The sequence below is a fragment of the Streptomyces sp. AHU1 genome (assembly GCF_045343905.1).
Classification (GTDB): domain Bacteria; phylum Actinomycetota; class Actinomycetes; order Streptomycetales; family Streptomycetaceae; genus Streptomyces; species Streptomyces triticiradicis.
The window spans coordinates 2617774-2644374 of the sequence record NZ_CP174283.1 but is presented as its reverse complement, the minus strand read 5'-3'; the positions used below and the strand labels follow the sequence as shown (position 1 = coordinate 2644374).

Below are 26601 nucleotides of genomic sequence, written 5' to 3'. Positions count from 1 at the left end.
ACCGGCCGTGTGCCCTACAGGCCCAGGCCCGGGATCCGTCCGTTGCGGAACAGGTCCACGAAGATCTGGTGGTCGGTGCGGGCGCGGGCGCCGTAGTCGTGGGCGAAGTCCACCAGAAGGTCGGCGAAGCCCTCCTCGTCGGCCGCGATGGCCGCGTCGATGGCCCGCTCCGTGGAGAACGGCACCAGGGACTCGCCGGACTGGTCGTCCGCCGCCGCGTGCATCGTGGCGGTGGCCCGGCCGAGGTCGGCGACGACCGAGGCGATCTCCTCGAGGTCGTCGATGTCACCCCAGTCCAGGTCCACCGCGTACGGCGAGACCTCGGCGACCAGCTGGCCCGCGCCGTCCAGCTCGGTCCAGCCCAGCCACGGGTCGGCGTGCGCCTGCAGGGCACGCTGCGAGATCACCGTGCGGTGGCCCTCGTGCCGGAAGTAGCCGCGGATCGCGGGGTCCGTGACGTGCCGGGAGACGGCCGGGGTCTGGGCCTGCTTGATGTAGATCACCACATCGTTCTCCAGGGCGTCGCTGTTGCCCTCCAGCAGGATGTTGTACGACGGCAGGCCGGCCGAGCCGATGCCGATGCCGCGGCGGCCCACGACGTCCTTCACGCGGTACGAGTCCGGGCGGGCCAGCGAGGACTCCGGAAGCGTCTCCAGATAGCCGTCGAAGGCCGCGAGGACCTTGTACCGGGTCGCGGCGTCCAGCTCGATGGAGCCGCCGCCCGGCGCGAAGCGGCGCTCGAAGTCACGGATCTCGGTCATCGACTCCAGGAGACCGAAACGGGTCAGCGAGCGGGCGTCGCGCAGCGCGTCCAGGAGCGGGCCCTGGGCGGTGTCCAGCGTGAAGGGCGGCACCTCGTCGCTCTTGGCGCCGGTGGCCAGCGCGTGGACGCGCTCGCGGTAGGCGGCCGCGTACACCCGCACCAGCTCGGTGATCTGTCCGTCGCTGAGCGCCTTCGCGTAGCCGATGAGGGCCACGGAGGCGGCGAAGCGCTTGAGGTCCCAGGTGAACGGGCCGACGTAGGCCTCGTCGAAGTCGTTCACGTTGAAGATCAGCCGGCCCTGGGAGTCCATGTAGGTGCCGAAGTTCTCGGCGTGCAGGTCGCCGTGGATCCACACGCGCGAGGTGCGCTCGTCCAGGTACGGGCCGCCCCGCCGCTCCTGGTCGAGGTCGTGGTAGAAGAGCGCCGCGGTGCCGCGGTAGAACGCGAAGGCGGAGGCCGCCATCTTGCGGAACTTCACACGGAACGCGGCCGGGTCGGCGGCCAGGAGCTCGCCGAAGGCGGTGTCGAAGACGGCGAGGATCTGCTCGCCGCGTTGCTCGGCGCTGAGCTGCGGGACCGACATCGCTGGGTGCCTCCTGGTGCAGGTGGTGCGTGACATGACGGGACGGGCGCGCCGCCCCCGGGACGAAGGGTCCGTCCACTTCCAACGGACGAACATACGCGGGAGTGCCCGGGTCCCGGCGGCGAACGTTCACCCCCGGGGAGCACACCCCGTACGACGGTACGGATGATCCGCCGCCGGGTGTCAGTGCCGCGGCATAGACTTCGACGCTGACCCCCCAGACTGTCCGCAGCCTGTAACCGATGGTTCTTCCTGGAGGCCGAAACCGTGTCGAAGCCGCCGTTCACGCACCTGCACGTCCACACCCAGTACTCGCTGCTGGACGGTGCCGCGCGGCTCAAGGACATGTTCAACGCGTGCAACGAGATGGGCATGACCCACATCGCGATGAGCGACCACGGCAACCTCCACGGGGCCTATGACTTCTTCCACACGGCGAAGAAGGCCGGCGTCACGCCGATCATCGGCATCGAGGCGTACGTCGCCCCGGAGTCCCGGCGCAACAAGCGCAAGATCCAGTGGGGCCAGCCGCACCAGAAGCGTGACGACGTGTCCGGTTCGGGCGGTTACACGCACAAGACGATCTGGGCGGCGAACCGGACGGGCCTGCACAACCTCTTCAAGCTCTCCTCGGACGCGTACGCGGAGGGCTGGCTCCAGAAGTGGCCCCGGATGGACAAGGAGACGATCTCCCAGTGGTCGGAGGGCCTCATCGCCTCCACCGGCTGCCCCTCCGGCGAGCTCCAGACCAGGCTGCGCCTCGGCCAGTTCGACGAGGCCCTGAAGTCGGCCGCCGAGTACCAGGACATCTTCGGCAAGGACCGCTACTTCCTGGAGCTGATGGACCACGGCATCGAGATCGAGCACCGGGTCCGTGACGGACTGCTGGAGATCGGCAAGAAGCTCGGCATCCCGCCGCTGGTGACGAACGACTCGCACTACACCTACGCGCACGAGGCCACCGCGCACGACGCGCTGCTGTGCATCCAGACCGGCAAGAACCTCTCCGACCCCGACCGCTTCAAGTTCGACGGCACCGGCTACTACCTGAAGTCCACGGACGAGATGTACGCCGTCGACTCCTCGGACGCCTGGCAGGAGGGCTGCGCGAACACCCTCCTGGTGGCCGAGCAGATCGACACCACCGGCATGTTCGAGGCGAAGAACCTCATGCCGAAGTTCGACATCCCCGAGGGCTACACCGAGGTCACCTGGTTCCGGGCGGAGACCATGCGCGGCATGGAGCGCCGCTTCCCCGGCGGCATCCCGGAAGACCGGATGAAGCAGGTCGAGTACGAGATGGACACCATCATCTCGATGGGGTTCCCGGGCTACTTCCTCGTGGTCGCCGACTTCATCATGTGGGCCAAGAAGCAGGGCATCGCGGTCGGCCCCGGCCGAGGCTCCGCGGCCGGCTCGATCGTCGCCTACGCCATGGGCATCACCGACCTCGACCCCATCCCGCACGGCCTGATCTTCGAGCGGTTCCTCAACCCCGAGCGCATCTCGATGCCCGACGTCGACATCGACTTCGACGAGCGTCGGCGCGTCGAGGTGATCAGGTACGTGACCGAGAAGTACGGCGCCGACAAGGTCGCCATGATCGGCACCTACGGCAAGATCAAGGCCAAGAACGCGATCAAGGACTCCGCGCGCGTGCTGGGCTACCCGTACGCGATGGGCGACCGGCTCACCAAGGCGATGCCCGCCGACGTCCTGGGCAAGGGCATCGACCTCGACGGCATCACCAACCCCTCGCACCCGCGGTACAACGAGGCGGGCGAGATCCGCAGCATGTACGAGAACGAGCCGGACGTGAAGAAGGTCATCGACACCGCCAAGGGCGTCGAGGGCCTGGTCCGGCAGATGGGCGTGCACGCCGCCGGCGTGATCATGTCCAGCGAGCCCATCGTCGACCACGCCCCGATCTGGGTGCGGCACACCGACGGCGTGACCATCACCCAGTGGGACTACCCCCAGTGCGAGTCGCTGGGCCTGCTCAAGATGGACTTCCTGGGCCTGCGCAACCTCACGATCATGGACGACGCCGTCAAGATGGTGAAGGCCAACAAGGGCGTCGACCTCGACCTGCTGGCGCTGCCGCTGGACGATCCGAAGACCTTCGAACTGCTCTGCCGCGGTGACACCCTCGGCGTCTTCCAGTTCGACGGCGGCCCCATGCGCTCGCTGCTCCGCCAGATGCAGCCCGACAACTTCGAGGACATCTCCGCCGTCTCGGCCCTGTACCGGCCGGGCCCGATGGGCATGAACTCGCACATCAACTACGCGGAGCGCAAGAACGGCCGCCAGGAGATCACGCCGATCCACCCGGAGCTGGAGAAGCCCCTCGAAGAGGTGCTGGCGGTCACCTACGGCCTGATCGTCTACCAGGAGCAGGTCCAGAAGGCCGCCCAGATCATCGCCGGGTACTCGCTCGGCGAGGCCGACATCCTGCGCCGCGTGATGGGCAAGAAGAAGCCCGAGGAGCTGGCGAAGAACTTCGTCCTCTTCCAGGAGGGCGCCCGCAAGAACGACTACAGCGACGAGGCCATCCAGGCCCTGTGGGACGTGCTCGTCCCCTTCGCCGGCTACGCCTTCAACAAGGCCCACTCCGCCGCGTACGGACTCGTCTCGTACTGGACCGCCTACCTGAAGGCGAACTACCCCGCCGAGTACATGGCCGGGCTGCTCACCTCGGTCAAGGACGACAAGGACAAGTCGGCCGTCTACCTCAACGAGTGCCGGCGCATGGGCATCAAGGTGCTGCCGCCCGACGTGAACGAGTCCGAGCAGAACTTCGCCGCCCAGGGCGACGACGTGATCCTCTTCGGCCTCTCGGCCGTCCGCAACGTCGGCACGAACGTGGTGGAATCGATCATCCGCAGCCGCAAGGCCAAGGGGAAGTACGCCTCCTTCCCCGACTACCTCGACAAGGTCGAGGCGGTCGCCTGCAACAAGCGCACCACGGAATCGCTGATCAAGGCGGGCGCGTTCGACACGATGGGGCACACCCGCAAGGGCCTCACCGCGCAGTTCGAGCCGATGATCGACAACGTGGTGGCGGTCAAGCGCAAGGAGGCCGAGGGCCAGTTCGACCTCTTCGGCGGCATGGGGGACGAGGACACCAGCGAGCCCGGCTTCGGGCTCGACGTGGAGTTCACCACCGACGAGTGGGACAAGGCCTACCTCCTCGCCCAGGAGCGGGAGATGCTCGGTCTGTACGTCTCCGACCACCCGCTCTTCGGTCTGGAGCACGTCCTGTCCGACAAGGCCGACGCGGGCATCTCCCAGCTGACCGGCGGCGAGCACGCGGACGGCGCGGTCGTCACGATCGGCGGCATCATCTCGGGCCTCCAGCGCAAGATGACCAAGCAGGGCAACGCCTGGGCGATCGCCACCGTGGAGGACCTCGCGGGCTCCATGGAGTGCATGTTCTTCCCCGCGACCTACCAGCTGGTGTCGACCCAGCTGGTCGAGGACGCGGTCGTCTTCGTCAAGGGGCGCCTCGACAAGCGCGAGGACGTGCCCCGGCTGGTGGCGATGGAACTCCAGGTCCCGGACCTGTCGAACGCGGGCACCAACGCACCGGTGATCCTCACCATCCCGGCGCTCAAGGTGACCCCGCCGATGGTCAGCCGTCTCGGCGAGATCCTCAGCCACCACAAGGGGGAGAGCGAGGTCCGCATCAGGCTCCAGGGCCCGAGCAGGACCACGGTGCTGCGGCTCGACCGCCACCGGGTGAAGCCGGACCCGGCCCTCTTCGGCGACCTGAAGGTGCTGCTCGGCCCGTCCTGCCTGGCCGGCTGAGGCCGTACGGCCCGGCGGGGGCCGTGGGGGCACACTGACGCGGGCACACCGACGCGGACACGCAGAAGCACCGAGGGGCGCATCCGGTACCGGATGCGCCCCTCGGTGCGTTACCGGGCCTCGACAGCCCGCGCGGCGGCCTCAGTTGTGGCCGAAACGCCTCTGATGCTTACGGGCAACATCAGCGGGGCTGCCCTGGGCCTGCGAGATCGGCGACTGCTGCGCCTGCGCCGATGACCGCTGGGCCTGCTCCTGCGCACGCTCTGCCGGCGAGGAGCGGTCCTGATGGCCGCCCTGCTTGCGATTCTTGTTCTTGGCCATGGTGATCTGCCTCCTGAGGGTGATCTAGGGGCCAGGGCCGCGACCAGATTCACATAGGCTGACAAGTGGCGCATTTCGTAGAATTACTGTGCGTAATAAGGCTTCTCGGCAGGTGTTCCTACGATCCGCCACGCCGAAGATCGAGTTCCGGCCGTTAACCTCCGCGCGGTCGGGCAGACTCCAAGGAAGCCCGAAGCAAACCTCCCGGAAAGAGGGTGGACCGCGTGGACCGCTGCATCGTCCTGGTGGACGCCGGGTATCTGCTCGGGGCCGCCGCCAGCCTCCTCGCCGGGGAGCCGTCGCGATCCCGGATCACCGTCGACCACACCGCCCTCGTCCAGGGCCTGCGCGAGCGCGCCGAGTCCGACACCGAGCGGCCCCTGCTGCGCATCTACTGGTTCGACGGCGCCCCCGACCGCGTACCGCAGCCCGAGCACCGCAGGCTGCGCGTGATGCCGCGGGTGACGGTGCGGCTGGGCGCGCTGACCCGCAGCGACGGGCGGTGGGCGCAGAAGGGCGTGGACGCGGCCATGCACGCCGAGCTCACCGAGCTGGCGCGCAACCGCGCCTGCTCCGACGTCGTCCTCGTCACCGGCGACGGGGATCTGCTGCCGGGCATGATGGCCGCCAAGGAACACGGCGTGGCCGTCCACCTGTGGGCCGTGCAGGCCGCGGACGGCGACTACAACCAGTCCGAGGACCTGGTGGCCGAGGCCGACGAGCGGCGGGTGCTCGACCGTGCCTGGATCACCAAGGCGGTCCGCGCCAAGGAGGTCAGCGGGATCTGCGCCCCGCCGCCGGTGCCCCGCCCCGAGATCGCCGCCATCCTCTCCGCGCCGCTGCCCGAGTCGGCGCTCGCCGCCGCGGCCGAGCGCTCCGTCCAGGAGACCGAGCACCACCAGGCGGCCGAGACGCAGAACGGTTCCCAGGAGCGGGTGCCCGCCTCCAAGGGGGTCCCCACCCCGAAGGACCTGGCCGCGCTCCGCGGGCCGGGCACCCAGCCCGCCCAGCACCCCGCGAACGCGACGCTGCGCTGGTCCTCGGACAAGGGCTGGGTCGACCGGCCGGGCACCGCCACGGAGTCCCCGGAGGCCGCCGCGCTGCCCACGCTCGCCCAGCTCACCTCGGCGGAGCAGCGGTGGGCGGACCGCGAGGAGGACATCACCACGGTCGGCGGCGACCCCTACGAGGTCGGACAGGTCTTCGCGCGCCGCTGGATGGGACGCCTGACCGACCCGGCCCATCTGCAGAAGCTGTCGGCGATGTATCCGCGGGTCCCCCATCGGGTGGACGGCGAACTGCTGCGCTACGCGGCCCGCTTCGGCCTGCTCGCGCACAAGGACGACCAGATCGACGAGCACGACCGCTATGCGATCCGGGCCGGGTTCTGGCGGGAGATCGACGTGCGCACGGAGACGGAGCACGCGCCGGTCGGGGAGTGATCCGGGGCCGCCGGAAGGGGGTCGCGGGGGTCTTCGCCCGGTGTCCGCCACGGCCCCGGGCGCATAACAGGGCATCGGACCACGTACTCTCGTCCTTCGTGAGTACGAGCACGGCACAGGCGGCCCCGACGGGACACAGGGGCGATGTCGTGTGCGCCGTGCGAGGTCTCACCAAGACCTACCCGGCCGTCCGCGGCCGTCGCGGCACCCCGGCGGCGCCCGAGGTCAGGGCCACCGACGGGGTACGGCTGGACATCCGCCGGGGCGAGATCTTCGGGCTGCTCGGGCCGAACGGCGCCGGCAAGTCCACCCTCGTGCGCCAGCTGACCGGGCTGATGCGTCCCGACAGCGGCAGCGTCGAGATCCTCGGCCACGACATCGTGCGCCACCCCGAGCGGGCGGCCCGCCTCCTGGCCTACCTCGGGCAGGAGTCCACCGCCCTGGACGAGCTGACCGTGTCCCTCGCCGCCGAGACGACCGGGCGGCTGCGCGGGCTCCACCTGGGCACGGCGCGGGCCGAGCGGGACGCCGTCCTCGACGAACTGGGCCTGACCGCGCTCGCCTCCCGCCCGCTGAAGAAGCTCTCCGGCGGACAGCGCAGGCTCGCCTGCTTCGCCGCGGCGCTCGTCGGACGGCGCCCGCTGCTGGTCCTCGACGAGCCCACCACCGGCATGGACCCCGTCGCCCGGCGCGCCGTGTGGGCCGCCGTGGACCGGCGCCGCGCGGAACAGGGCACCACGGTCCTGCTCGTCACCCACAACGTCATCGAGGCCGAGACGGTCCTCGACCGGGTCGCCGTCCTCGACGAGGGACGGGTCATCGCCTGCGACACCCCGGCCGGGCTCAAGGAACAGGTGGCGGGCGAGGTCCGGGTCGAACTCGTCTGGCGCGAGAACGCCCCGCTGCACGTCCCCGAGGTCGCGGCGCTGCGCGCACGCGCCGTCGAGTCGGGCCGCCGCTGGACCCTGCGGCTCGCGCCGGAGGAGGCCCGCGCGGCGGTGGCCACGGTCACCGGCGGGGCCGCCTTCGCCGCGCTCGACGACTTCACGCTGGCCACGCCGAGCCTGGAGGACGTGTACCTGGCGCTCGGCGGCCACGCGACGCAGGGACTGGTGAAGGCGTGAGCGCCCGGGGCGTGGAATCCGTACGGGACAGAGGCGTCGTGCGGGTGCGGAATCCGGACGGCCGCCGGAGCGAAGGGGAGCAGTTCGACGTGAGTGCCGTACCCGCGGGAGTCCTGCCGGGCGGCGCGCTGCCCCTGGCCGAGGACGCCGGCGCGGCCGCGGAGCTGGGACCGCGTGCGCGGCTGTGGCCCTCGCTGGCCGCCGTGTACCGGGCGCAGCTCTCCCGCGCCCGCGTCGCCCGGATCCCGCTGCTGTTCGTGGCCACCTTCCAGTCCCTCGGCATCATGATCATGATGCGCGGGGTGGTGGACGGCGGCGCCGAGGCGCGTGCGGTGGTGGCCGGGTCCACGGTCCTGGTCGTCGCCTTCGTCGCCCTCAACCTGCTCGCGCAGTACTTCGGGCAGCTGCGGGCGAGCGGCGGACTCGACCACTACGCGACGCTGCCGGTGCCGCCGGCGGCCGTGGTGCTCGGGGCCGCGGCCGCGTACGCGTCCTTCACGGTGCCCGGCACCGTCGTCACCGCCGTCTTCGGGTGTCTGCTCTTCGGGCTGCCGCTGGCCCATCTGTGGGTGCTGGCCGCGGTCGTCCCGCTCGCGGGTGCGGCCCTCGCCGGGCTCGGGGCCGCGTTCGGGCTGCTCGCGCCGCGGCCCGAGCTCGCCACCCTGCTCGGCCAGATGGGCATGTCCGCGGCCCTGCTGCTGGGCGTCCTGCCGGCGGACCGGATGCCGGCCCCGGTGCAGTACCTCCGGGACCTGCTGCCCTCGACCTACGGGGTCGAGGCCTTCGCCCGCACCTTCGGGGCGCGTCCCGACTGGGCCGCCGTCCTCGGTGATCTGGCCGTCTGCGCCGGAGTCGGGGCGGTCTCGCTGGCGCTGGCGGCCTGGGCCTACCGCAGGGCGGCCGTCCGGTGACGCGGCCGCCGACGGGGCCTGGCACGATGGCAGGGTGACCGCTCCGCTGACTCCACCCCCGCCCCCGCACGAACAGTCCCCCGAGGACCGGCGGCAACCGCACCCCGACTGGGGGACCCGTCCCGCCGCCGGCCCCGCGGGCCATCCCGTGTACCCGGGCGCGTACGAGGTCTCCTACGGACAGGACGGCCCCGGTATGAAGACCGAAGTGCGGGAGGCCGCCGTCATCACGGTCGCGCTCGCCCTCGCGGGTGCCCTGCTCGGGGTCCTCTGGTCGTGGCTGACGCCGCACGTGCCGCTGATCGCGGACGGCACCGCGGTGTACATCAAGGACACCGAGGGGGAGCAGGCGATCGGGGTCGACGGAACCTTCACCCTGCTCGCGCTGGGCTTCGGAGCGCTGAGCGCCCTGGTCGTGTTCCTCGTACGACGGCGTGGCGGTGTGCCCCTGGTGATCGGGCTGGCCCTGGGGGGCCTGCTCGGATCGCTGCTCGCCTGGCGGGTCGGGATCTGGCTCGGTCCCGCGCAGAACGTGGTCGCGCACGCCAAGGCCGTGGGCAAGGGCGTGACGTTCTCCGCGCCGCTGAAGCTCGGTGCCAAGGGCGCGCTGCTGGCGTGGTCCCTGAGCGCCCTGGTGGTCCACCTCGGCCTCATGGCCCTGTTCGGCCCCCGGGACCCCGACCCGTACCAGCAGCACCCCTACCCGGCCGTGCCGCCGGGGCCTCCGGCCGCGTAGGTCCTGCCGGACGCGAAGGAGTCGGGGCCGGCCGGACGCCGGGAGACCGGCTGTCCGGCCGGCCCTTCGCTGCGTGCGTGGCTCACGGGTGCGGGGTGTGGGTCACGCGGGACGGCGGCCGTGGTTGGAGCGGCCCTTCTTGATGCGCCACTTGCGTTTCCGCGTCTTCTTCGACATGCCATTCGTGCTTAACCGAGGAAGAGGCATCCGTCGAGGGGCCGCGCAGGCCATGACGGCAGCCGCCGTCGAGAGCCCGCCATCGGTACGACGGGCCCTTCGCGCCGAGGGCCATCGTCGGTGGTACGGCGAGGGCCGGTGCCCGGCGGTCGGTCAGGTCCGTCCGACGGGGGCGGACACCGCCTCCGTGAGTTTCGAGAGGTCGGTGGGGGAGAGCTCGACCTCCAGGCCGCGGCGGCCCGCCGAGACGCAGATCGTGGCGTGTCCGGAGGCCGAGGAGTCCAGCACGGTGCGGAGCTTCTTGCGCTGGCCGAGGGGCGAGATGCCACCGCGGACGTACCCCGTCGTGCGCTCGGCCGCCGCCGGGTCGGCCATCGCCGCCCGCTTGCCGCCCACCGCCGTGGCGAGGGCCTTGAGGTCGAGGGAGCCCGCCACCGGGACGACCGCGACCACGAGCGCGCCGTCCACGTCCGCCACCAGGGTCTTGAAGACCCGCTCCGGCGACACGCCCATCGCCTCGGCCGCCTCCTCGCCGTAGGACGGGTGGGAGGGGTCGTGCTCGTAGGCGTGGACGGTGAACGGGACGCCCGCCTCCGTCAGCGCCACCGTGGCCGGTGTGCCGCCGGACTGCTTCTTCGCCTTCTTGGCCATCGGTCTTCTCGCAAACGTCAGTTCAGGCTCGTCGGGCCGCGCGTCAGGTCCGACGCGGGCAACGACGGCAGATTACGGATGATGGCCGTCTCGGCGCGCAGTACCTTCAGCTCCTCGCGCAGCCGGGAGGCCGTGTCGGGAGCCTGCAGCAGCCGCTGTCTGGCGGGGACGTCCAGCATCACGGCCGCGGCGACGAGATAGGAGACGACCGCCGGTTCGTCCGGCAGGTCCGCGCCGGTCGACAGCGAACGCTCGCGCGCTCCGGCCAGCCGCTTCTGGTACTGGCGGAACGCCCGCAGGACACCCTCGGCGAGCGCCCCGGCCTCGTCGCCCGGGTCCTCCGGCAGTTCCTCCAGCTCCGCCGTCAGGAACGCCCCCGAGGAGTCCACCGACAGCAGCCTGACCCGTGTCGTGCCGGTCGCCAGCACCTCGAAGCTGCCGTCGGCGCGCTCCCGGATGGTGGCCGCGTCCGCGACGCAGCCCACCTCGTGGAAGGCCTTGAGGGGATCGTCGCCGAAGCCGGCGGCGGGCCCGCGCTCGGGCACGGCGGTCGGGTCGGGCATGCCGGGCGCGCTGGGCGAGACCTCATGGCCGTCGCGGATGGCGACGACGGCGAATCGGCGGGATTCGTCCTCGGGCGTCTTGAGCAGGGTGCGCATCATGGCGCGATAGCGCTCCTCGAACACGTTCAGAGGAAGCACGAGCCCGGGGAACAGCACCGAGTTCAGGGGGAAGAGCGGGAGCCGGACGGTGGTCACGACGGGAAAGCCTAATGGTCGACGGAGCGGACGAGTCCGCCGTACCCGATCCGTGGGAGCCGGCCGGGGGCCCGATCCCGCGGCGGAAGCCCCGAGGCGGCCTCCCGACGGACTCCGTCGCGCAGTTCCAGGTACCGGCCGAGCGGGTCGTCGGAGACCTTGGCCCAGGGGAACGAGGTCACGTACGGGCCGATGAGGCGCAGCTGTTCCAGCGCGTCCTGCCGGCGCTCCAGCCGGACCAGGACGTACACCAGCAGGTTGCGCACCTCGGCGGGCCACGGGTCGGCGGCGGCGTAGGCCGCGGAGACCGAGACCGCGAGGTCGGCGGCGGCGTCCAGGCGCTCGCGCGGCACCTCGGGACCGCCGCCCTCGGTCAGGTAGGCGAAGGCCGCGCGCACCGGAAGCGCCTGCACCAGGGAGCCCGGCAGCGCGTCCTGCGCGGCGGTCTCGGCGAAGTCGAAGCACTCCCTGTGCGAGCCGTACCAGGCGGCGGAGAGGTATTGGAGGGCGGCCACGTGACAGCCGTAGTGGTGCGGGGAGCGCCGGACGGCCTGGGCCCACAGCCGCTCGAACTCGGTGTGCCGGGCGTTGGTACCGCGGGCGTGGTCGAGCGCGATCCGCCATGGCACCGGGTCGTGCGGGTCGCCCTGGGCGGCGGACATGATCAGCGGGCCGACCTCGCGCAGCAGTTCCACCCGCGCGGGCGACTCCCATCCGCGCCGGACCGCCAGTTCGGCCCTGACGAGCAGGAGGTCCGGGTCGTGCGGGCCGGCGGCCTGCCACTGCCTGAGCCATTCGTCGCGGGAGCGCGCGAAGGCGGCGAGGCGTACGGCGTACCGGTCGCGGTCCTCCCACTCGGCGGACTCCCGGGTGGCGGCCAGCAGGTCGGCCGCGGGGGCGTACTCGCCCCGGGCCGCCGCGACGAGCACGGGGCCCAGTCTGTGGTCGGGGGCGTCGAGCAGCACCTCCTCGTCGGCCGGCAGTCCGGCGGCGGCGAGGCGTGAGGTGTGCCGTGCCATCCGGGCGGTACGGAGGAACGCGCTCAGTAGTGCCATGGTGACGCCCATTGAAAACCGCAGGTCGGAGCAGTGCCAGAGGCGCTCGGTGACGCTTTGGTAAAGCCGTTTGGTTGTGCGCCGTGAGGCCAAGGGCGAGTAAAGGCGTGATGTGGGTCAGGTGTGCGACGGCTGTGCGAGGGGGCTCGCCCGGAGGATGGCGCGGCGCACGACTGACGCCGTGCGCCCCACGTCTCGACACCCTCGCGCCGGCGGCGCTCCCGGTCCGGCGGTACGGGGAGGGCGGTCCCGGTCCGGCGGACGGCGAGGGCGCTCCCGGTCCGGCGGGCGGACGGCGAGGGTGCCCCCCTACCGCCGCGGCCCGGGCGCCCCGCTCCCGTGTCCCTCGCGGGGGCGCCCGGGTGCCGTCACTCCCGTGCGTCAGCCGCGGCGCAGCAGCCGGGTGGCCCCGGCGGCCACCGTCGTCGCCAGGATCCAGCCGAGGAGGACCACCACCGCGGCCGTCCACTGCCAGCCGCCGCGCAGCTGCCAGTTGCCGGCCTGGCCCAGGTCGATGACCGGCAGCAGCAGGTCCAGGGCGTAGAGCGAGGCGTTCCACGCGGGGTGCCCGTCGCCGTTGACCGACTGGTGGCCGGCGTGCGCGAAGGCGACCGAGGTCGCCGCCCACAGCACCGCCATCCACAGGGCGGCGCGCCCCGGACGGTACCCGTAGGCGACCGTCCAGTCCTGGGCGTAGCCCCAGAGCTTGGCGGCCAGCGGCAGGGTCTCGCGGCGGCGGCGCTGCTTGGCGAGCAGCACCTCGCGGGCGTCCTCGTCCTCACCGGAGTCGCGCAGCACGGAGGCGAGGCGCTCGTAGGGCTCCGGGGCGTACTCGGCGGTGGCCGCCGCCACCCACTCCAGGCGCCGGGTCAGCGGGAAGGCGCCCTGCGGGACCAGGTTCTCGTACGTGAAACCGCCCATGTGCAGGCTGCCGGGGCCCGGCCAGCTGGACGCCCGGTCGACCAGGTTGACGACCCGCGCGCCGGACAGCACGACCTTGCCGCGCTCGGGCCGCTCGCCGAGGAAGCGCAGTTCGGGCGTCTGGATCCGCAGCAGCGACAGCCCCTGGTCGTCGTCGAAGGTGAAGCGGGCCCGGTCGAAGTCGACCGCGTCGCCGAAGCGCCCGTCGTCCAGGCGGATCCCGCCCTGGCACTCGAACCGCTGCACCAGGGTGCCGCGTGCCGGTGTGGTGCCGCTGGTCGCCGGCGGATTGCCGAGGCCCGCGGGGGTCATGTAGAGCGTGCGGTTGACGGTCAGCTGGGGGGCGTTGAGGGCGAGCCGCGTGTACGGGTTGCTGAGCCTGCTGCCGCGCAGGCTCAGCGACACGCCGACGGTCGCGCTGCGCAGGCTGAGTTCGCCGTGCGACTCCAGCATCTCGGCCTGGAGGTCCTGTCCGACGGTCATGCCGTCCCCGGTGATCGAGCGCCCGCGCCGGTCCTGGTGGACCACGGCCTGGTTGAGCAGCAGATCCGTGCCGATGTGCGCGTCGGTCAGCCGTACCCCGTTGTGGAAGCGGCAGCGCGGCAGATGCAGATCGCCCTCGGTGTGCAGCCGGGCCGCCTCCAGCCGGGGCACCGCGCAGTCCTCCAGCCGCAGCGTGGTGAACCGGGACTCCGGCAGCAGCACCTCCTTCTCGAACCGGCACCCCTTCAGCTCCACGTACGGCACCACCGTGCCGCCCGCGAGGTCGAGCACACCGGTGATCCGCACGCCCGTCAGCTTCAGGGAGGCGACCCGGCCCTGGAGGGCGGGCGGCCCGTCGAGCAGCAGCCAGGCCACCGTCCGGGCCCGGACGCTGCGCTCGGAGCCCCAGGGGTGGCCGCCGTGCGGATCGTCGACGGCCGCGTCCCCGCTGCGCAGGTCGTACACGCTGCCGTTGCGGAAGGCCTGCCACATCCCGGCCTCGGCGGCGGTCAGCTGGTCAGGCAGGTCCCCGGTGCGCAGGTCGGCACCCTCGGTCACGGCACGTCACTCCCTTCCCGGCCTGCTCGTGGGTTCATACGTCCGTGCAATGCCCGCTCAGTGACGGACCGAACGCTCCTGGTGAAGGGGATCTTCCGCGGGAGCCGGAGCCGACTCGTATCAGCCATTGATACGGGCGTCCGGCGCCCGGCCGCGGTCTGAGAGAATTGAGTCCGTGATCTCCCGAATCGATCTGCGCGGCGACGCCCTCCCCGAGGGCCCCGCCCTGCGCGACCTGCTGCCCCGAGCCGACTTCGACGTCTCGGCCGCCCTGGAGAAGGTGCGGCCGATCTGCGAGGCCGTGCATCATCGGGGCGACGCGGCGCTGATCGACTACGCGGAGAAGTTCGACGGAGTACGGCTGGAGTCCGTGCGCGTTCCGGCCGGGGCCGTCGCCGAGGCCCTGGAGCGGCTCGACCCCGCCGTGCGCGCGGCCCTGGAGGAGTCCATCCGCCGCGCCCGTCTCGTCCACCGCGCACAGCGCCGTACGACGCACACCACCCAGGTCGTGCCCGGCGGCTCGGTCACCGAGAAGTGGGTGCCGGTCGACCGCGTCGGGCTGTACGCGCCCGGCGGCCGCTCGGTGTACCCCTCGTCCGTGATCATGAACGCCGTCCCGGCGCAGGAGGCGGGCGTCCCGTCCATGGCGCTGGCCTCCCCGGCGCAGAAGGAGTTCGGCGGCCTTCCGCACCCCACGATCCTCGCCGCCTGCGCGCTGCTGGGCATCGACGAGGTGTACGCGGCCGGCGGAGCCACGGCCGTCGCGATGTTCGCGCACGGCACCGAGTCCTGCCCCGCCGCCGACATGGTCACCGGCCCGGGCAACATCTGGGTCGCCGCGGCCAAGCGCTACTTCACCGGCCGGATCGGCATCGACGCCGAGGCCGGCCCGACCGAGATCGCGGTCCTCGCCGACGACACCGCCGATCCGGCGCACATCGCCGCCGACCTGATCAGCCAGGCCGAGCACGACCCGCTCGCCGCCGCCGTCCTGGTGACCGACTCGCCCGCCCTCGCCGACGCGGTGGAGAAGGAGCTGGAGCCGCAGGCCGCGGCCACCAAGCACATCGACGACCGGATCGTCCCGGCCCTCGGCGGCCGGCAGTCCGCGATCGTCCTCGTCGACAGCGTCGAGGACGGCCTCAAGGTCGTGAACGCCTACGGCGCCGAGCACCTGGAGATCCAGACCGCGGACGCGGCGGCCCTCGCCGACCGGGTCAGGAACGCCGGAGCGGTCTTCGTCGGCCCCTGGGCCCCGGTCTCGCTCGGCGACTACGCGGCGGGCTCCAACCACGTCCTGCCCACCGGCGGCTGCGCCTGTCACTCCTCGGGCCTGTCCGTCCAGTCCTTCCTGCGCGGCATCCACATCGTCGACTACACGAAGGACGCGCTCGCCGACGTGGCCCACCACGTGGTGACGCTGGCGGAGGCGGAAGACCTGCCCGCGCACGGCGCGGCGATCAAGGCAAGGTTCGGCTGGAAGGTACCCGAGGGCAAGTGACCGGCATCGACGATCTCCCCGTACGGGACGAACTGCGCGGCAAGACCCCCTACGGCGCACCCCAGCTCGACGTCCCCGTACGCCTGAACACCAACGAGAACCCGTACCCGCTGCCCGAGCCGCTCGTCGAGCGGATCGCCGAGCGGGTCCGCGAGGCCGCCCGCGGCCTCAACCGCTACCCCGACCGGGACGCGGTGGAACTGCGCACCGAGCTGGCCGCCTATCTGACGAAGACCGGCAAGCACCCGGTGGGCACCGAGAACGTCTGGGCCGCCAACGGCTCCAACGAGGTCATCCAGCAGCTGCTCCAGACCTTCGGCGGACCCGGCCGCAGCGCGATGGGCTTCGAGCCGTCGTACTCGATGCACGGGCTCATCGCGCGCGGCACGGGCACCACCTGGATCTCGGGCCCCCGGGGCGAGGACTTCACGCTCGACCTCGCCGCCGCCGAGCGGGCGATCGCCGAGCACCGGCCGGACGTCGTCTTCATCACCACCCCCAACAACCCCACGGGCAACGCGGTCCCGCCCGAGACGGTCCTCGCGCTCTACGAGGCCGCGCAGGCGGCGAAGCCGTCCATGGTCGTGGTCGACGAGGCGTACGTCGAGTTCAGCCACGGCGACTCGCTGCTGCCCCTGCTGGAGGGACGGCCGCATCTCGTCGTCTCCCGGACGATGTCGAAGGCCTTCGGCGCGGCGGGGCTGCGCCTGGGCTACCTCGCCGCCGACCCGGCGGTCGTGGACGCCGTCCAGCTCGTCCGGCTGCCCTACCACCTGTCGGCCGTGACGCAGGCGACCGCGCTGGCGGCCCTGGAGCACACCGACACCCTGCTCGGATACGTGGAGCAGCTCAAGGCCGAACGGGACCGGCTGGTCACCGAACTGCGCGCGATGGGCTGCGAGGTGACCGAGTCGGACGCGAACTTCGTGCAGTTCGGGCGGTTCGCCGACACCCACGCGGCCTGGCGGAAGATCCTCGACCAGGGGGTCCTGGTCCGGGACAACGGCGTACCGGGGTGGCTTCGGGTCTCCGCCGGCACCCCGAAGGAGAACGACGCGTTCCTCGACGCGGTACGTGAACTACTGGGCACTGCGGGGGACGGCCCCGCAACCCCGAAGGAGCAGAGCGCATGAACCGCGTAGGACGCGTGGAGCGGGTGACGAAGGAGACCTCGGTCCTCGTCGAGATCGACCTCGACGGCTCCGGCAAGGTCGACGTGGCCACCGGTGTCGGCTTCTACGACCACATGCTCGACCAGCTCGGCCGGCACGGTCTGTTCGACCTGACCGTGAAGACCGAGGGCGACCTCCACATCGACTCGCACCACACGATCGAGGACACCGCCCTCGCCCTGGGCGCCGCCTTCAAGCAGGCCCTCGGCGACAAGGTCGGCATCTACCGCTTCGGCAACTGCACCGTCCCGCTGGACGAGTCGCTCGCCCAGGTGACCGTCGACCTGTCCGGCCGCCCCTACCTCGTGCACACCGAGCCCGAGAAGATGGCGCCGATGATCGGCGAGTACGACACGACGATGACCCGGCACATCCTGGAGTCCTTCGTCGCCCAGGCCCAGATCGCCCTGCACGTGCACGTCCCCTACGGACGCAACGCGCACCACATCGTGGAGTGCCAGTTCAAGGCGCTGGCCCGGGCCCTGCGTTACGCCTCCGAGCGCGACCCGCGCGCAGCCGGCATCCTCCCCTCCACTAAGGGCGCACTGTGACAGGCCTCTCCAGCATCCTCATCGTCGTCGGTCTCTTCCTCGCCGGAGGGATCTACTCCTTCGTCAAGCAGGACATGCCCAAGAGCCTCGTCGTGCTGCTCTCCATCGGTGCCGCGATGTGCCTCGTCGCGGGCGTCATGCGGCTGGAGGTGTGGAGTTGAGCGAGACCAAGAAGGTCGTCGTCTTCGACTACGGCTTCGGCAACGTACGCTCCGCCGAGCGCGCCCTCGCCCGCGCGGGCGCCGAGGTGGAGATCACCCGCGACTTCGACACCGCGATGAACGCGGACGGACTGCTCGTGCCGGGCGTCGGCGCCTTCGCCGCCTGCATGCAGGGCCTCAAGGAGGCGCGCGGCGACTGGATCATCGGCCGCCGGCTGTCCGGCGGACGCCCCGTCATGGGCATCTGCGTCGGCATGCAGATCCTCTTCAGCCGCGGCATCGAGCACGGCGTGGAGACCGAGGGCCTGGACGAGTGGCCGGGCACGGTCGGGCCCCTGGAGGCCGACGTCGTGCCCCACATGGGCTGGAACACCGTCGACGCCCCGGAGGGCTCGGAGGCCTTCGCCGGCCTCGACGCCGACGCGCGGTTCTACTTCGTCCACTCCTACGCCGTCCACGACTGGTCGCTCGAAGTCGGCAACCCGCTGCTGCGCGCCCCCCTCGTGACCTGGTCCACGCACGGCAAGCCCTTCGTGGCGGCCGTCGAGAACGGCGCCCTGTGGGCCACCCAGTTCCACCCCGAGAAGTCCGGCGACGCCGGAGCCCAGCTCCTCACCAACTGGATCGGAACACTGTGAGCAAGCTCGAACTCCTCCCCGCCGTCGACGTCCGCGACGCCCAGGCCGTCCGTCTCGTGCACGGCGAGTCCGGGACCGAGACCTCCTACGGCTCCCCCCTGGAGGCCGCCCTGGCGTGGCAGAGCGCCGGCGCCGAGTGGCTGCACCTCGTCGACCTGGACGCCGCGTTCGGCACCGGCGACAACCGCGCCCTGATCGCCGAGGTCACCAAGGCGATGGACATCAAGGTCGAGCTGTCCGGCGGCATCCGCGACGACGACACCCTCGCCGCCGCGCTCGCCACCGGCTGCACCCGCGTCAACCTCGGCACCGCCGCCCTGGAGACCCCCGACTGGGTCGCCAAGGTCATCGCCGAGCACGGCGACAAGATCGCGGTGGGCCTCGACGTCCGCGGCACCACCCTGCGCGGCCGCGGCTGGACCCGCGACGGCGGCGACCTCTACGAGACGCTGGCGCGCCTCGACTCCGAGGGCTGCGCCCGTTACGTGGTCACCGACATCGCCAAGGACGGCACGCTCCAGGGCCCGAACCTGGAGCTGCTGCGCAACGTGTGCGCGGCGACCGACCGCCCCGTGGTCGCCTCCGGCGGGGTGTCGTCGCTGGACGACCTGCGGGCCATCGCCGAGCTCGTGCCGCTCGGCGTCGAGGGCTCGATCGTCGGCAAGGCCCTGTACGCCAAGGCGTTCACCCTCGAAGAGGCGCTGGCGGCGGTAGCCCGGTGAGCGCCGTACGCCGTCTTTCGACCGGCTCGCCCTCGGAGGAGGCCTTCGGGTACTCCCGCGCGGTGGAGCTGCCGAACGGCCTGGTGCTGGTGTCCGGCTGCAGCTCGATCATCAACGGCGAGGTCGTCGAGGGCGACCCCTACGAGCAGGCGGTCAACGCCTTCGGCGTCGCGTTCGAGGCGCTGGGGCAGCTCGGCCTGGGCCGCGAGGACGTGGTCCGCACCCATATGCACATCACCCATGCCCGGGACGTCGACGAGGTCGGCCGCGCCCACAAGGCGCTGTTCGACGACGTCCGCCCCGCGGCATCCATGATCATCGTCGAGGGTCTGGTGGACCCGCGTCTGGTGGTCGAGGTCGAGGTGGAGGCGTTCCGCTCGGACCACACGCGGCGGGCAGACCGTACACAGCAGGGAGAAGCGCAGTCATGACGCTGGCGGTCCGAGTGATTCCCTGCCTGGACGTGGACAACGGCCGGGTGGTCAAGGGCGTCAACTTCCAGAACCTGCGTGACGCGGGCGACCCCGTCGAGATGGCCAAGGTGTACGACGCCGAGGGCGCCGACGAGCTCACGTTCCTGGACATCACCGCGTCCTCGGGCAACCGTGAGACCACCTATGACGTGGTGCGCCGCACGGCCGAGCAGGTCTTCATCCCGCTGACGGTCGGCGGCGGTGTCCGCACCGCCGAGGACGTCGACAAGCTGCTGCGGGCCGGCGCCGACAAGGTGGGCGTCAACACGGCCGCCATCGCCCGGCCCGACCTCATCCGGGAGATCGCGGAGCGGTTCGGGCGGCAGGTGCTCGTGCTGTCGGTGGACGCGCGCAGGACCGAGGGCGGTTCCTTCGAGGTGACCACCCACGGGGGTCGCACGGGCACCGGCATCGACGCCGTCGAGTGGGCCCACCGGGCCGCCGAGCTGGGCGCGGGCGAGATCCTGCTCAACTCGATGGACGCCGACGGCACGAAGGACGGCTACGACATCGAGATGATCGAGGCCGTACGCAAGCACGTCACCGTTCCGCTGATCGCCAGCGGCGGCGCCGGCCGGCTCGACCACTTCCCGCCGGCCATCGGGGCGGGCGCCGACGCGGTGCTGGCCGCGTCCGTCTTCCACTTCGGCGACCTGAGGATCGGCCAGGTCAAGGAGACCTTGAGGGAGGCGGGACACCCCGTCCGCTGACGATCCTGGCCGGGGCCTTCAGCGGGGCCTTCCTGCCGGCTGGACTCCCCGCCGGTGGCCGCCACGGGGGGGGGTACGGCTCACGTCATGGCCCGCACCCGGCGGCCTTCGCCGCCGGGTGCGGGCCACAGCCGTTCTCCGGGGGCCGGTGGGGCAGTCGGGGCTGTGTTTCGTCGGCCGCGCGGTCATGCGGCGGGGCGGGCACGGTCGTGGTCCGTGGGGCGGGCGCGCTCGTGTTCCGGGGAGGCCTGTTCGCGGGAAAGGGGCGTTCGCCGTCGGGGGTGAAGCCCCGTCCCGGGGGTGGCGTGGCCGTGTTCCCGGAAGGCGCGTTCTCGGAAACACGGTCGTTCGCCGTCGGGGCTTCGTCCGGGAGGCGGGGAGGCGGAGGCGGGGTGCGGGGCGGCGAGGGCGCCGTGGGCGGCGCGCACGGCCGGTGATTCTGCCGATGTACGGGGCCGGTCCGGGGCGGACAGTTGCCACCGCAACCACCGCGACGGACCCCCGCCGTCCCGTGGCGCGCGTCTTCCGGTACCCCATGCCAGGGCGGCGCCCCGACCACGGCGCGGGTCCGTCCTCCCCACCGAGAGGACGCACCCGCCGTGCAGCAGCCGAACCGCTCACTCCCCGCCGTACCCGCCGGACCAGGACCGTCCCCCCGTCGACCGCACCGCCTCACGAGCCGTCTGGCGCGGGCCGGCCTCGCGGTGCTCCTGGCCGCGGGCGGCCTCGTCGCCGCGCAGGCCACCGGGGCACAGGCCGTCGTCGGAGCGCAGACCGTCCCGGCGCAGGCCGCCGCGAACCCGTACGAGCGCGGTCCCGCCCCCACGAACGCCTCCATCGAGGCGTCCCGTGGTCCGTACGCCGTCTCCACCACCACCGTCTCCGCCCTGTCCGTGAGCGGCTTCGGCGGCGGCACGATCTACTACCCGACCTCGACCGCCGACGGCACCTTCGGCGCGGTCGCCGTCTCACCCGGGTACACCGCCTACCAGTCGTCCATCTCCTGGCTCGGGCCCCGGCTCGCCTCCCAGGGCTTCGTGGTGTTCACCATCGACACCCTCACCACCCTCGACCAGCCCGACAGCCGCGGCCGGCAGCTGCTGGCCGCGCTCGACTACCTGACCCGGAGCAGTTCCGTGCGCACCAGGATCGACAGCGGCCGGCTCGGTGTGATGGGCCACTCGATGGGCGGCGGCGGCACGCTGGAGGCCGCGAAGAGCCGTCCCTCGCTCCAGGCGGCGATCCCGCTCACCGGCTGGAACCTGGACACCACCTGGCCGGAGATCAAGACGCCGACCCTGATCGTGGGCGCCGACGGCGACACGATCGCACCGGTCGCCACGCACTCCCAGCCCTTCTACGCGAGTCTGCCGAGCACGCTCGACAAGGCGTACCTGGAACTCAGGGGCGCCACCCACTTCACGCCCAACAGCTCGAACACGACGATCGCGAAGTACAGCATTTCGTGGCTGAAGCGGTTCATCGACGACGACACCCGCTACGAGCAGTTCCTCTGCCCGCTGCCGCAGGCCTCCCTGACGATCGCCGAGTACCGGGGCAACTGCCCGCACACCTCCTGACCCGTCCCGCACGGTCCGGTCCGGTCCGTGCGAGGGTGACGGCCGCCGGCTTCCGGCGGCCGTCACGCGCGTGCGTGTCCGGGGCCCGTGCCGACGCCGTCGGCCGACGCCGTTGTGCGGGCGCACAAGCCTTGTCCGCCGGGCCTGGGAGCCGGCCCAGCCGCTGTCCTCGCGAGGACCTCGTCCGACCAGGTCAGAAGGTGTTTCCGGGTCCGGCCGGGCAAGCGAACGCGGGGCTTCCGCCGTCGTTTACGCGGAAGTAACGTGACGGTCGTGACGGGAAACGCGACTGCGCGAAGTGCCCCTCGGACGGCGGCCCGGAGTTCATCGCCGTCGCCCGTCCGCGCCACGCCGGACGAGCCGGAGCGGGGCCGCGCCCCCGGCCCCGCGCCCGCCCCCGAACCCGGGCCCCGGCCGGAAGCGTCCTTACCCCGGGAGGCGTCCCGGCGGCCGGACGCGTCCCTCCCGTCGGGTGCGCTCCTTCCGGTCGCCGGGGCCGGGACGCCGGTGCCGGAAACCGGGGAGCGGGGCTCACCCGGCGCGGCCGGCGACGGGGGAGCGGGGCCGGATCCGTCGGGCGGGACCCCGGCGGAGCTGTTGCTGCTGCTCGTGGCGGCGGAGCGGGAGCGGGACGCGAGCGGCGGCGGGGCGGACGCCGCGGTGATCCTCGGGGCGGCCGGGGCCGCCGGACTCGACGCGGGCGCCGCCCTTGAGGCCGCCGAGGCCGCCGGACTCCTCCGCCTCGCCGGAGGTCGCGTCGACCTCGTCGATCCCCGCTCGGCCCGCACCCTCCACGCCGGCGTCGAACCGGCCCGTCGGCGCGCGGCGCACCGGCTGCTGGCCGATGCCCACGCCGGGAGTCCGGGCACCCTGCCCGTCCTCTTCCACCGGGCCTCGGCGGCCGTCGCCCCCGCACCGGACCTCGGTGACGCGCTCGCCGCGGCCGCGGGGCTGCCGGACGGCGGACCGGCGCACGCGGAGCGCTCGGCGGCCTGGGCGCGGTCGGCCGAACTCGCCGTCGGCGCGGGAGCGCGCGCCGTCCGTCTGGTGGAAGCCGCCGACCAGGCCCGGCTGGCGGGACTGCCGCGCCGTGCGCGGGAGTTGCTCGCGCGGGCCGGGTGCGAGGGTCCGCACGGCGCCGTGCGCGGAGCGGCCCAGCTGGTGCACGGGCGGCTCGCGCTCCAGGACGGTCCGGTCGCCGACGCCCGCGAAGCGCTGCTGCTGGCCGCCGAGTTGCTGGCCCCCGTCGACGCGCACCGCGCCCAGGCCGCCCGGCTCGCCGCCGTCGAGGCGTCCTGGGCGATGGGCGACGCGACGGCGTGCGCGGAGGCCCTGGACCAGGGTCCGGACCGGCCGGAGTCCGACCGGCTGCTCACGGCGTACCGGACGGGGATGTCCGCGGTGATGCACGGCCGTCCGGACAGCGGGCGGCAGCCACTGCGGGAGGTGGTGGCCGAAGCGGGCGCGCCCGGAGTCCCCGACGGTCCGGAGACCCTGCTGCGGGCCGGGAGCGCCGCCCTCGTCGTCGGTGACCTGGCCGCCGCCGCCCGCGCCAACTCCCGGGCCCTCGCCGTCGCCAGAGCTCGGGGCCCGTACGTCCTGGTCGCCCAGGCGCTGGAACGGCTGGCCTACGGAGAGCTGCGCGCCGGCCGCCACGCCCGCGCCCGTGCCCACGCCGAGGACGGTCTGCGCACGGCCCTCGGCGCCGGTCAGGACAACCTCGCGGCGCACCACCACGCGATCCTCGCGCTCGTGGCGTCCGTGGAGGGTTCCCCGGAAGCCGTCGCGGAGCACGCCGCGGCGGCCGAACGCGTCGCCGCGGCGCACGGCCTCGCGCAGGCGGCCACGCTGGCGCAGTGGGCACGGGCCCGCGCCGACCTGGCACGCGGCCGGCTCGACGAGGCCGCGGCGCGGCTCGGCCCCCTGGTCGGCGCCGGTCCGCGCCGCGGCCACTTCGCGGTACGGATGCTCGCCGTCCCCTGCTTCGTGGAAGCGGCGGCCCGCACGGGACGGACGGAGGCCGCCCGCTCGGCGGTGGCCGAGTTCGCCCGCTGGTCCGCGCAGGGCTCCGATCCCCAGGCCGGAGCCCAACTGGTTCGTTGCCGAGCGCTGCTGAGCGGACCCGAGGAACGCGAGGCGCTGTTCGCCGCCGCGCTGGCCCGGCACGAGGAGGTGGCGGGGGACTTCGAGCGCGGCCGCACCCAGTTCCTCTATGGCGCCTGGCTGCGGCGGCGGCGCAGGCCCGGCGAGGCCCGCGGCCGGCTGCGGGACGCGCTGGTGTCCTTCGAGCGGGGCGGGGCCCTCGGCTGGGCCGCCCAGGCGAGGGCCGAACTGCGGGCCACCGGGGACGCCGCCCCGGGCGAACCGGCCGGTCCCCTCACGCTTCTGACGCCCCAGCAGCTGCGGATCGCCCGCTGCGTCGCGGAAGGGGCCACCAACCGTGAAGTGGCGCTGCGGCTGTCCGTGAGCCCCCGCACCGTGGACCACCACCTGCGCAATGTCTTCGCCGCCCTGGGGGTCCGCTCCCGCGTCGAGCTGTCCCGGCTGGTGGACCGGTCCGAGAAGACCACCGCACACCCCTAGGTACCGACCGGGCGGTATGTCATCCTGCGGGATCAGGAGGTTCCGGAGCACCCGTGTGCCGCGCGTCGGCCGACCGGGCGGCCCGGACCGAGCCGACTCCGGTGGAGGACAGCGATGCAGCACCTCGTACCCGCCCGCGTCCGGTACCGGCCCGGACCACGGCCCCCGGTGCCGGGGGCCCGTCCGGCCGTCGACGCGGAGGCGCTCGCGGTGCTGCACCGCGCCGCCCGGACGCTGATGGAGGAGCTGCCCGAACTCACCGAACGGCTCCTGGACCTCCTGGCGGAGCGCGAACCCGCGTACCGCGCGGCCATGGAGACCGACGCGGAGGGCGTCCGCGACGAAGTGCGGCGTTCGCTGCGGCTCAATGTCGGATCCCTGATCCAGCCGGGTGAACTGCGCGAGGCCGCCCACCGCTGTTCCTGGGCCATCGGCAAGGCCCGCGCCGAAGGCGGCCTTCCGCTGGACGCCCTGCTGCGCGCCTTCCGGCTGGGCGGCGGCATGGTCTGGCAGGAACTCGTCGACGAGACGACCCGGCGCCGCCCCTCCGACGCGCGCCTGCTCGTGCACGTGGCCGCCGACGTCTGGAACTTCGTCGACGACCACTGCGCCGTGGTCGCCGACGCCTACCGCCAGACCGAGCGCGAGCTGATGTGGCGCAGGGAGAACCGGCTGCGGCTGATGACGGCCGCGCTCCTCGATGGCACCGCCCGGATCGCCGATCTGCCGGCCACCGCCGCCGCCCTGGAACTCCCAGAACAGGGCCGGTACGCGGTGGTGCTGGTCCGTCCGTCCGCCGGCCGGGCGTCCGTGGACGCGCACGGCCGGGTGTGCCTTTCCGGTCTGCGGATCCTGTGGCACCGCGACCGCGACGGCGAGAGCGGCTACGGCATCGTCCTGCTCGGCGACCGCCCCCGTGACGGGGACCGGTCCGGCCGCGGCCACGAGGGCGGCCTCCTCGGCGCGCCCCCCGGGCCGGTGCCCGCCGCGGCGGGTGAGGGAGGTCCGGACGGCACGGACGGCCGGGGCGGCGGGCGCACAGGGACGCACGGGCCCGACGCGGGCGCCGGGGAGATCGCCCGCAGGCTGACCGCCCCGCCGACGGCCCGGGTCGGAGTGAGCCCGGTGGTGGAGGGGCTGGCGGCGATCGGCGACGCCCGCCGTCTGGCCGACACGGCGCTGCGGGCCTGTCCGCGTTCCGGCGGAACCGTCGTGCTGGAGGAGCACCTGCCCGCGGCCCTAGTCGTCTCCGCGCCGGCCCTCGGCGCGGCGCTCTCCGAGCGGGTTCTCGGACCGCTGCTGCGACTGGACCTGTCCGACCGGGACGTCATGCTGGACACGCTGACGGTCTGGCTCGACTGCGACGGCTCCGCCCAGCGGGCCGCGGGCCGCCTCTACTGCCACCGCAACACCGTCCTGAACCGGCTGCGCCGCTGCGAACAGCTCACCGGCCGTTCCCTGACCCGGCCCGCGGACCTCGTGGAGCTGTCCCTGGCCCTCGCGGCGCACTCGCTGCTGGATCCGTGAGGGTTCCCGGCCTCCTCGGCAGATGCGAAAGGAAAGTTGCGCAATATTGGTTGCGCAACTTTTCTTTCGTATCTACCGTGGACCGCATGGCAGACAAGGAGAACCGCCGGATCACCGATGTGGGCACCCTCAAGGCCCTGGGACACCCGCTGCGGATGAAGCTGTACCGGGCGCTGCTCGTCGCGGGCGCCGCCACCGCCTCCCAGCTGGGTGAGCAGGTCGACGAGGCGCCCTCGCTCGTCAGCTACCACCTGCGCAGACTCGCCGATCACGGGCTGATCGAGGAAGCGGAGCCGCGCAGCGGGGACGGGCGCGAGCGCTGGTGGCAGCCGGCGTCGGACGGCGTCAGCATCCGGGGCGCCGACTTCCGGGACGCGCCGGAGAAGGAGACCGCCCATCTCGCCTTCACCCGGCTCTACGTCGACCAGCGCACCGAGCTCTACCGGCGCTACCTCGACGAACGGGCCGCCTGGCCGGCCGAGTGGAACGACGCCGTCGTCGACGCGGAGGGCAACCTGCGGCTGACCGCGGCCGAACTGGCCTCCCTGCGGAACGAGTTGCTCGCCGTCATCCGGAAGTACGACGAGAAGGGCCGCGCGGACGAGGCGGCCGGTGCCACCGAAGGGCGCGAGAACGTCGCGGTGCACCTCTACGGATTCCCGTTCCGTGTCTGACCCCGAGAGCACGTCCGCC

The 26601-nt window shown here is 72.8% G+C and carries 23 protein-coding genes; 17 read left to right on the top strand and 6 right to left on the bottom strand.

The window, feature by feature from the left end; translation table 11 throughout:
- Positions 1–14: 14 nt before the first annotated feature.
- Positions 15–1346, bottom strand: coding sequence for a DUF2252 domain-containing protein (locus ACICHK_RS12045; protein WP_151469752.1), 1332 nt, complete (start codon positions 1344–1346; stop codon positions 15–17).
- Between the two features lie 267 nt (positions 1347–1613).
- Here ACICHK_RS12045 and dnaE point away from each other — a divergent pair, with 267 nt between their 5' ends.
- On the top strand, positions 1614–5153 hold the full coding sequence (gene dnaE / locus ACICHK_RS12040) for a DNA polymerase III subunit alpha (protein ID WP_151469753.1): 3540 nt from the start codon (positions 1614–1616) through the stop codon (positions 5151–5153).
- A 141-nt stretch (positions 5154–5294) separates the two neighbouring features.
- On the opposite strand, the gene ACICHK_RS12035 is transcribed toward dnaE, so the two are convergent.
- Positions 5295–5474, bottom strand: coding sequence for a hypothetical protein (locus ACICHK_RS12035; protein WP_151469754.1), 180 nt, complete (start codon positions 5472–5474; stop codon positions 5295–5297).
- A gap of 224 nt (positions 5475–5698) precedes the next feature.
- On the opposite strand from ACICHK_RS12035, the gene ACICHK_RS12030 reads away from it, so the two are divergent.
- The 4 genes from ACICHK_RS12030 (at position 5699) to ACICHK_RS12015 (ending at position 9687) form a co-directional block, all read left to right on the top strand.
- On the top strand, positions 5699–6916 hold the full coding sequence (locus tag ACICHK_RS12030) for an NYN domain-containing protein (protein ID WP_151469755.1): 1218 nt from the start codon (positions 5699–5701) through the stop codon (positions 6914–6916).
- 149 nt (positions 6917–7065) lie between these two features.
- Positions 7066–8040: an ABC transporter ATP-binding protein gene (locus ACICHK_RS12025; protein WP_406841203.1), complete on the top strand. Its 975-nt coding sequence runs from the start codon at positions 7066–7068 to the stop codon at positions 8038–8040.
- An 89-nt stretch (positions 8041–8129) separates the two neighbouring features.
- Entirely contained in the window at positions 8130–8951 is an 822-nt protein-coding gene (locus ACICHK_RS12020; RefSeq protein ID WP_406836887.1) for an ABC transporter permease, read from the top strand.
- Positions 8952–8985: 34 nt separating this feature from the next.
- On the top strand, positions 8986–9687 hold the full coding sequence (locus ACICHK_RS12015) for an AAA family ATPase (RefSeq protein ID WP_406836886.1): 702 nt from the start codon (positions 8986–8988) through the stop codon (positions 9685–9687).
- 330 nt (positions 9688–10017) lie between these two features.
- On the opposite strand, the gene ybaK is transcribed toward ACICHK_RS12015, so the two are convergent.
- The 4 genes from ybaK to ACICHK_RS11995 form a co-directional block, all read right to left on the bottom strand.
- Positions 10018–10515 (bottom strand): Cys-tRNA(Pro) deacylase, encoded by a 498-nt coding sequence (ybaK, locus tag ACICHK_RS12010; RefSeq protein WP_406836885.1) that lies wholly within the window; start codon positions 10513–10515, stop codon positions 10018–10020.
- Positions 10516–10532: 17 nt separating this feature from the next.
- Positions 10533–11273: an LON peptidase substrate-binding domain-containing protein gene (locus ACICHK_RS12005; protein WP_406836884.1), complete on the bottom strand. Its 741-nt coding sequence runs from the start codon at positions 11271–11273 to the stop codon at positions 10533–10535.
- An 11-nt stretch (positions 11274–11284) separates the two neighbouring features.
- Positions 11285–12328 (bottom strand): hypothetical protein, encoded by a 1044-nt coding sequence (locus ACICHK_RS12000; RefSeq protein ID WP_406836883.1) that lies wholly within the window; start codon positions 12326–12328, stop codon positions 11285–11287.
- A gap of 381 nt (positions 12329–12709) precedes the next feature.
- Positions 12710–14290 (bottom strand): oxidoreductase, encoded by a 1581-nt coding sequence (locus ACICHK_RS11995; RefSeq protein WP_406836882.1) that lies wholly within the window; start codon positions 14288–14290, stop codon positions 12710–12712.
- A 175-nt stretch (positions 14291–14465) separates the two neighbouring features.
- Here ACICHK_RS11995 and hisD point away from each other — a divergent pair, with 175 nt between their 5' ends.
- From hisD to ACICHK_RS11935, 12 genes are all read left to right on the top strand, one after another.
- Positions 14466–15791 (top strand): histidinol dehydrogenase, encoded by a 1326-nt coding sequence (gene hisD, locus ACICHK_RS11990; protein ID WP_406836881.1) that lies wholly within the window; start codon positions 14466–14468, stop codon positions 15789–15791.
- Positions 15788–16924, top strand: a complete 1137-nt coding sequence (locus ACICHK_RS11985) for a histidinol-phosphate transaminase (RefSeq protein WP_406836880.1) — start codon at positions 15788–15790, stop codon at positions 16922–16924. The genes hisD and ACICHK_RS11985 overlap by 4 nt, the downstream gene beginning before the upstream one ends.
- Positions 16921–17514, top strand: a complete 594-nt coding sequence (gene hisB, locus ACICHK_RS11980; protein WP_266757720.1) for an imidazoleglycerol-phosphate dehydratase HisB — start codon at positions 16921–16923, stop codon at positions 17512–17514. Before ACICHK_RS11985 ends, hisB begins: the two co-directional genes overlap by 4 nt.
- Positions 17511–17675: a hypothetical protein gene (locus ACICHK_RS11975; protein WP_037623340.1), complete on the top strand. Its 165-nt coding sequence runs from the start codon at positions 17511–17513 to the stop codon at positions 17673–17675. Before hisB ends, ACICHK_RS11975 begins: the two co-directional genes overlap by 4 nt.
- Positions 17666–18313, top strand: a complete 648-nt coding sequence (gene hisH / locus ACICHK_RS11970; protein ID WP_151469764.1) for an imidazole glycerol phosphate synthase subunit HisH — start codon at positions 17666–17668, stop codon at positions 18311–18313. The genes ACICHK_RS11975 and hisH overlap by 10 nt, the downstream gene beginning before the upstream one ends.
- Entirely contained in the window at positions 18310–19035 is a 726-nt protein-coding gene (priA, locus tag ACICHK_RS11965; RefSeq protein WP_151469765.1) for a bifunctional 1-(5-phosphoribosyl)-5-((5-phosphoribosylamino)methylideneamino)imidazole-4-carboxamide isomerase/phosphoribosylanthranilate isomerase PriA, read from the top strand. Before hisH ends, priA begins: the two co-directional genes overlap by 4 nt.
- Complete coding sequence (locus tag ACICHK_RS11960) at positions 19032–19466, top strand: RidA family protein (RefSeq protein WP_406836879.1); 435 nt, start codon at positions 19032–19034, stop codon at positions 19464–19466. The genes priA and ACICHK_RS11960 overlap by 4 nt, the downstream gene beginning before the upstream one ends.
- Positions 19463–20218, top strand: coding sequence for an imidazole glycerol phosphate synthase subunit HisF (gene hisF / locus ACICHK_RS11955; RefSeq protein WP_151469767.1), 756 nt, complete (start codon positions 19463–19465; stop codon positions 20216–20218). The genes ACICHK_RS11960 and hisF overlap by 4 nt, the downstream gene beginning before the upstream one ends.
- Before the next feature lie 704 nt (positions 20219–20922).
- Positions 20923–21798 carry an alpha/beta hydrolase family protein gene (locus tag ACICHK_RS11950; RefSeq protein ID WP_406841202.1) on the top strand — a complete coding sequence of 292 codons (876 nt, stop codon included), beginning with the start codon at positions 20923–20925 and terminating at the stop codon, positions 21796–21798.
- Positions 21799–22305: 507 nt separating this feature from the next.
- Positions 22306–24381 carry a LuxR C-terminal-related transcriptional regulator gene (locus tag ACICHK_RS11945; RefSeq protein ID WP_406836878.1) on the top strand — a complete coding sequence of 692 codons (2076 nt, stop codon included), beginning with the start codon at positions 22306–22308 and terminating at the stop codon, positions 24379–24381.
- Between the two features lie 114 nt (positions 24382–24495).
- Complete coding sequence (locus tag ACICHK_RS11940) at positions 24496–25908, top strand: PucR family transcriptional regulator (protein WP_406836877.1); 1413 nt, start codon at positions 24496–24498, stop codon at positions 25906–25908.
- An 86-nt stretch (positions 25909–25994) separates the two neighbouring features.
- A complete protein-coding gene (locus ACICHK_RS11935; RefSeq protein WP_406836876.1) occupies positions 25995–26582 on the top strand; it encodes an ArsR/SmtB family transcription factor in 588 nt (195 codons plus the stop codon).
- Positions 26583–26601: the final 19 nt, after the last annotated feature.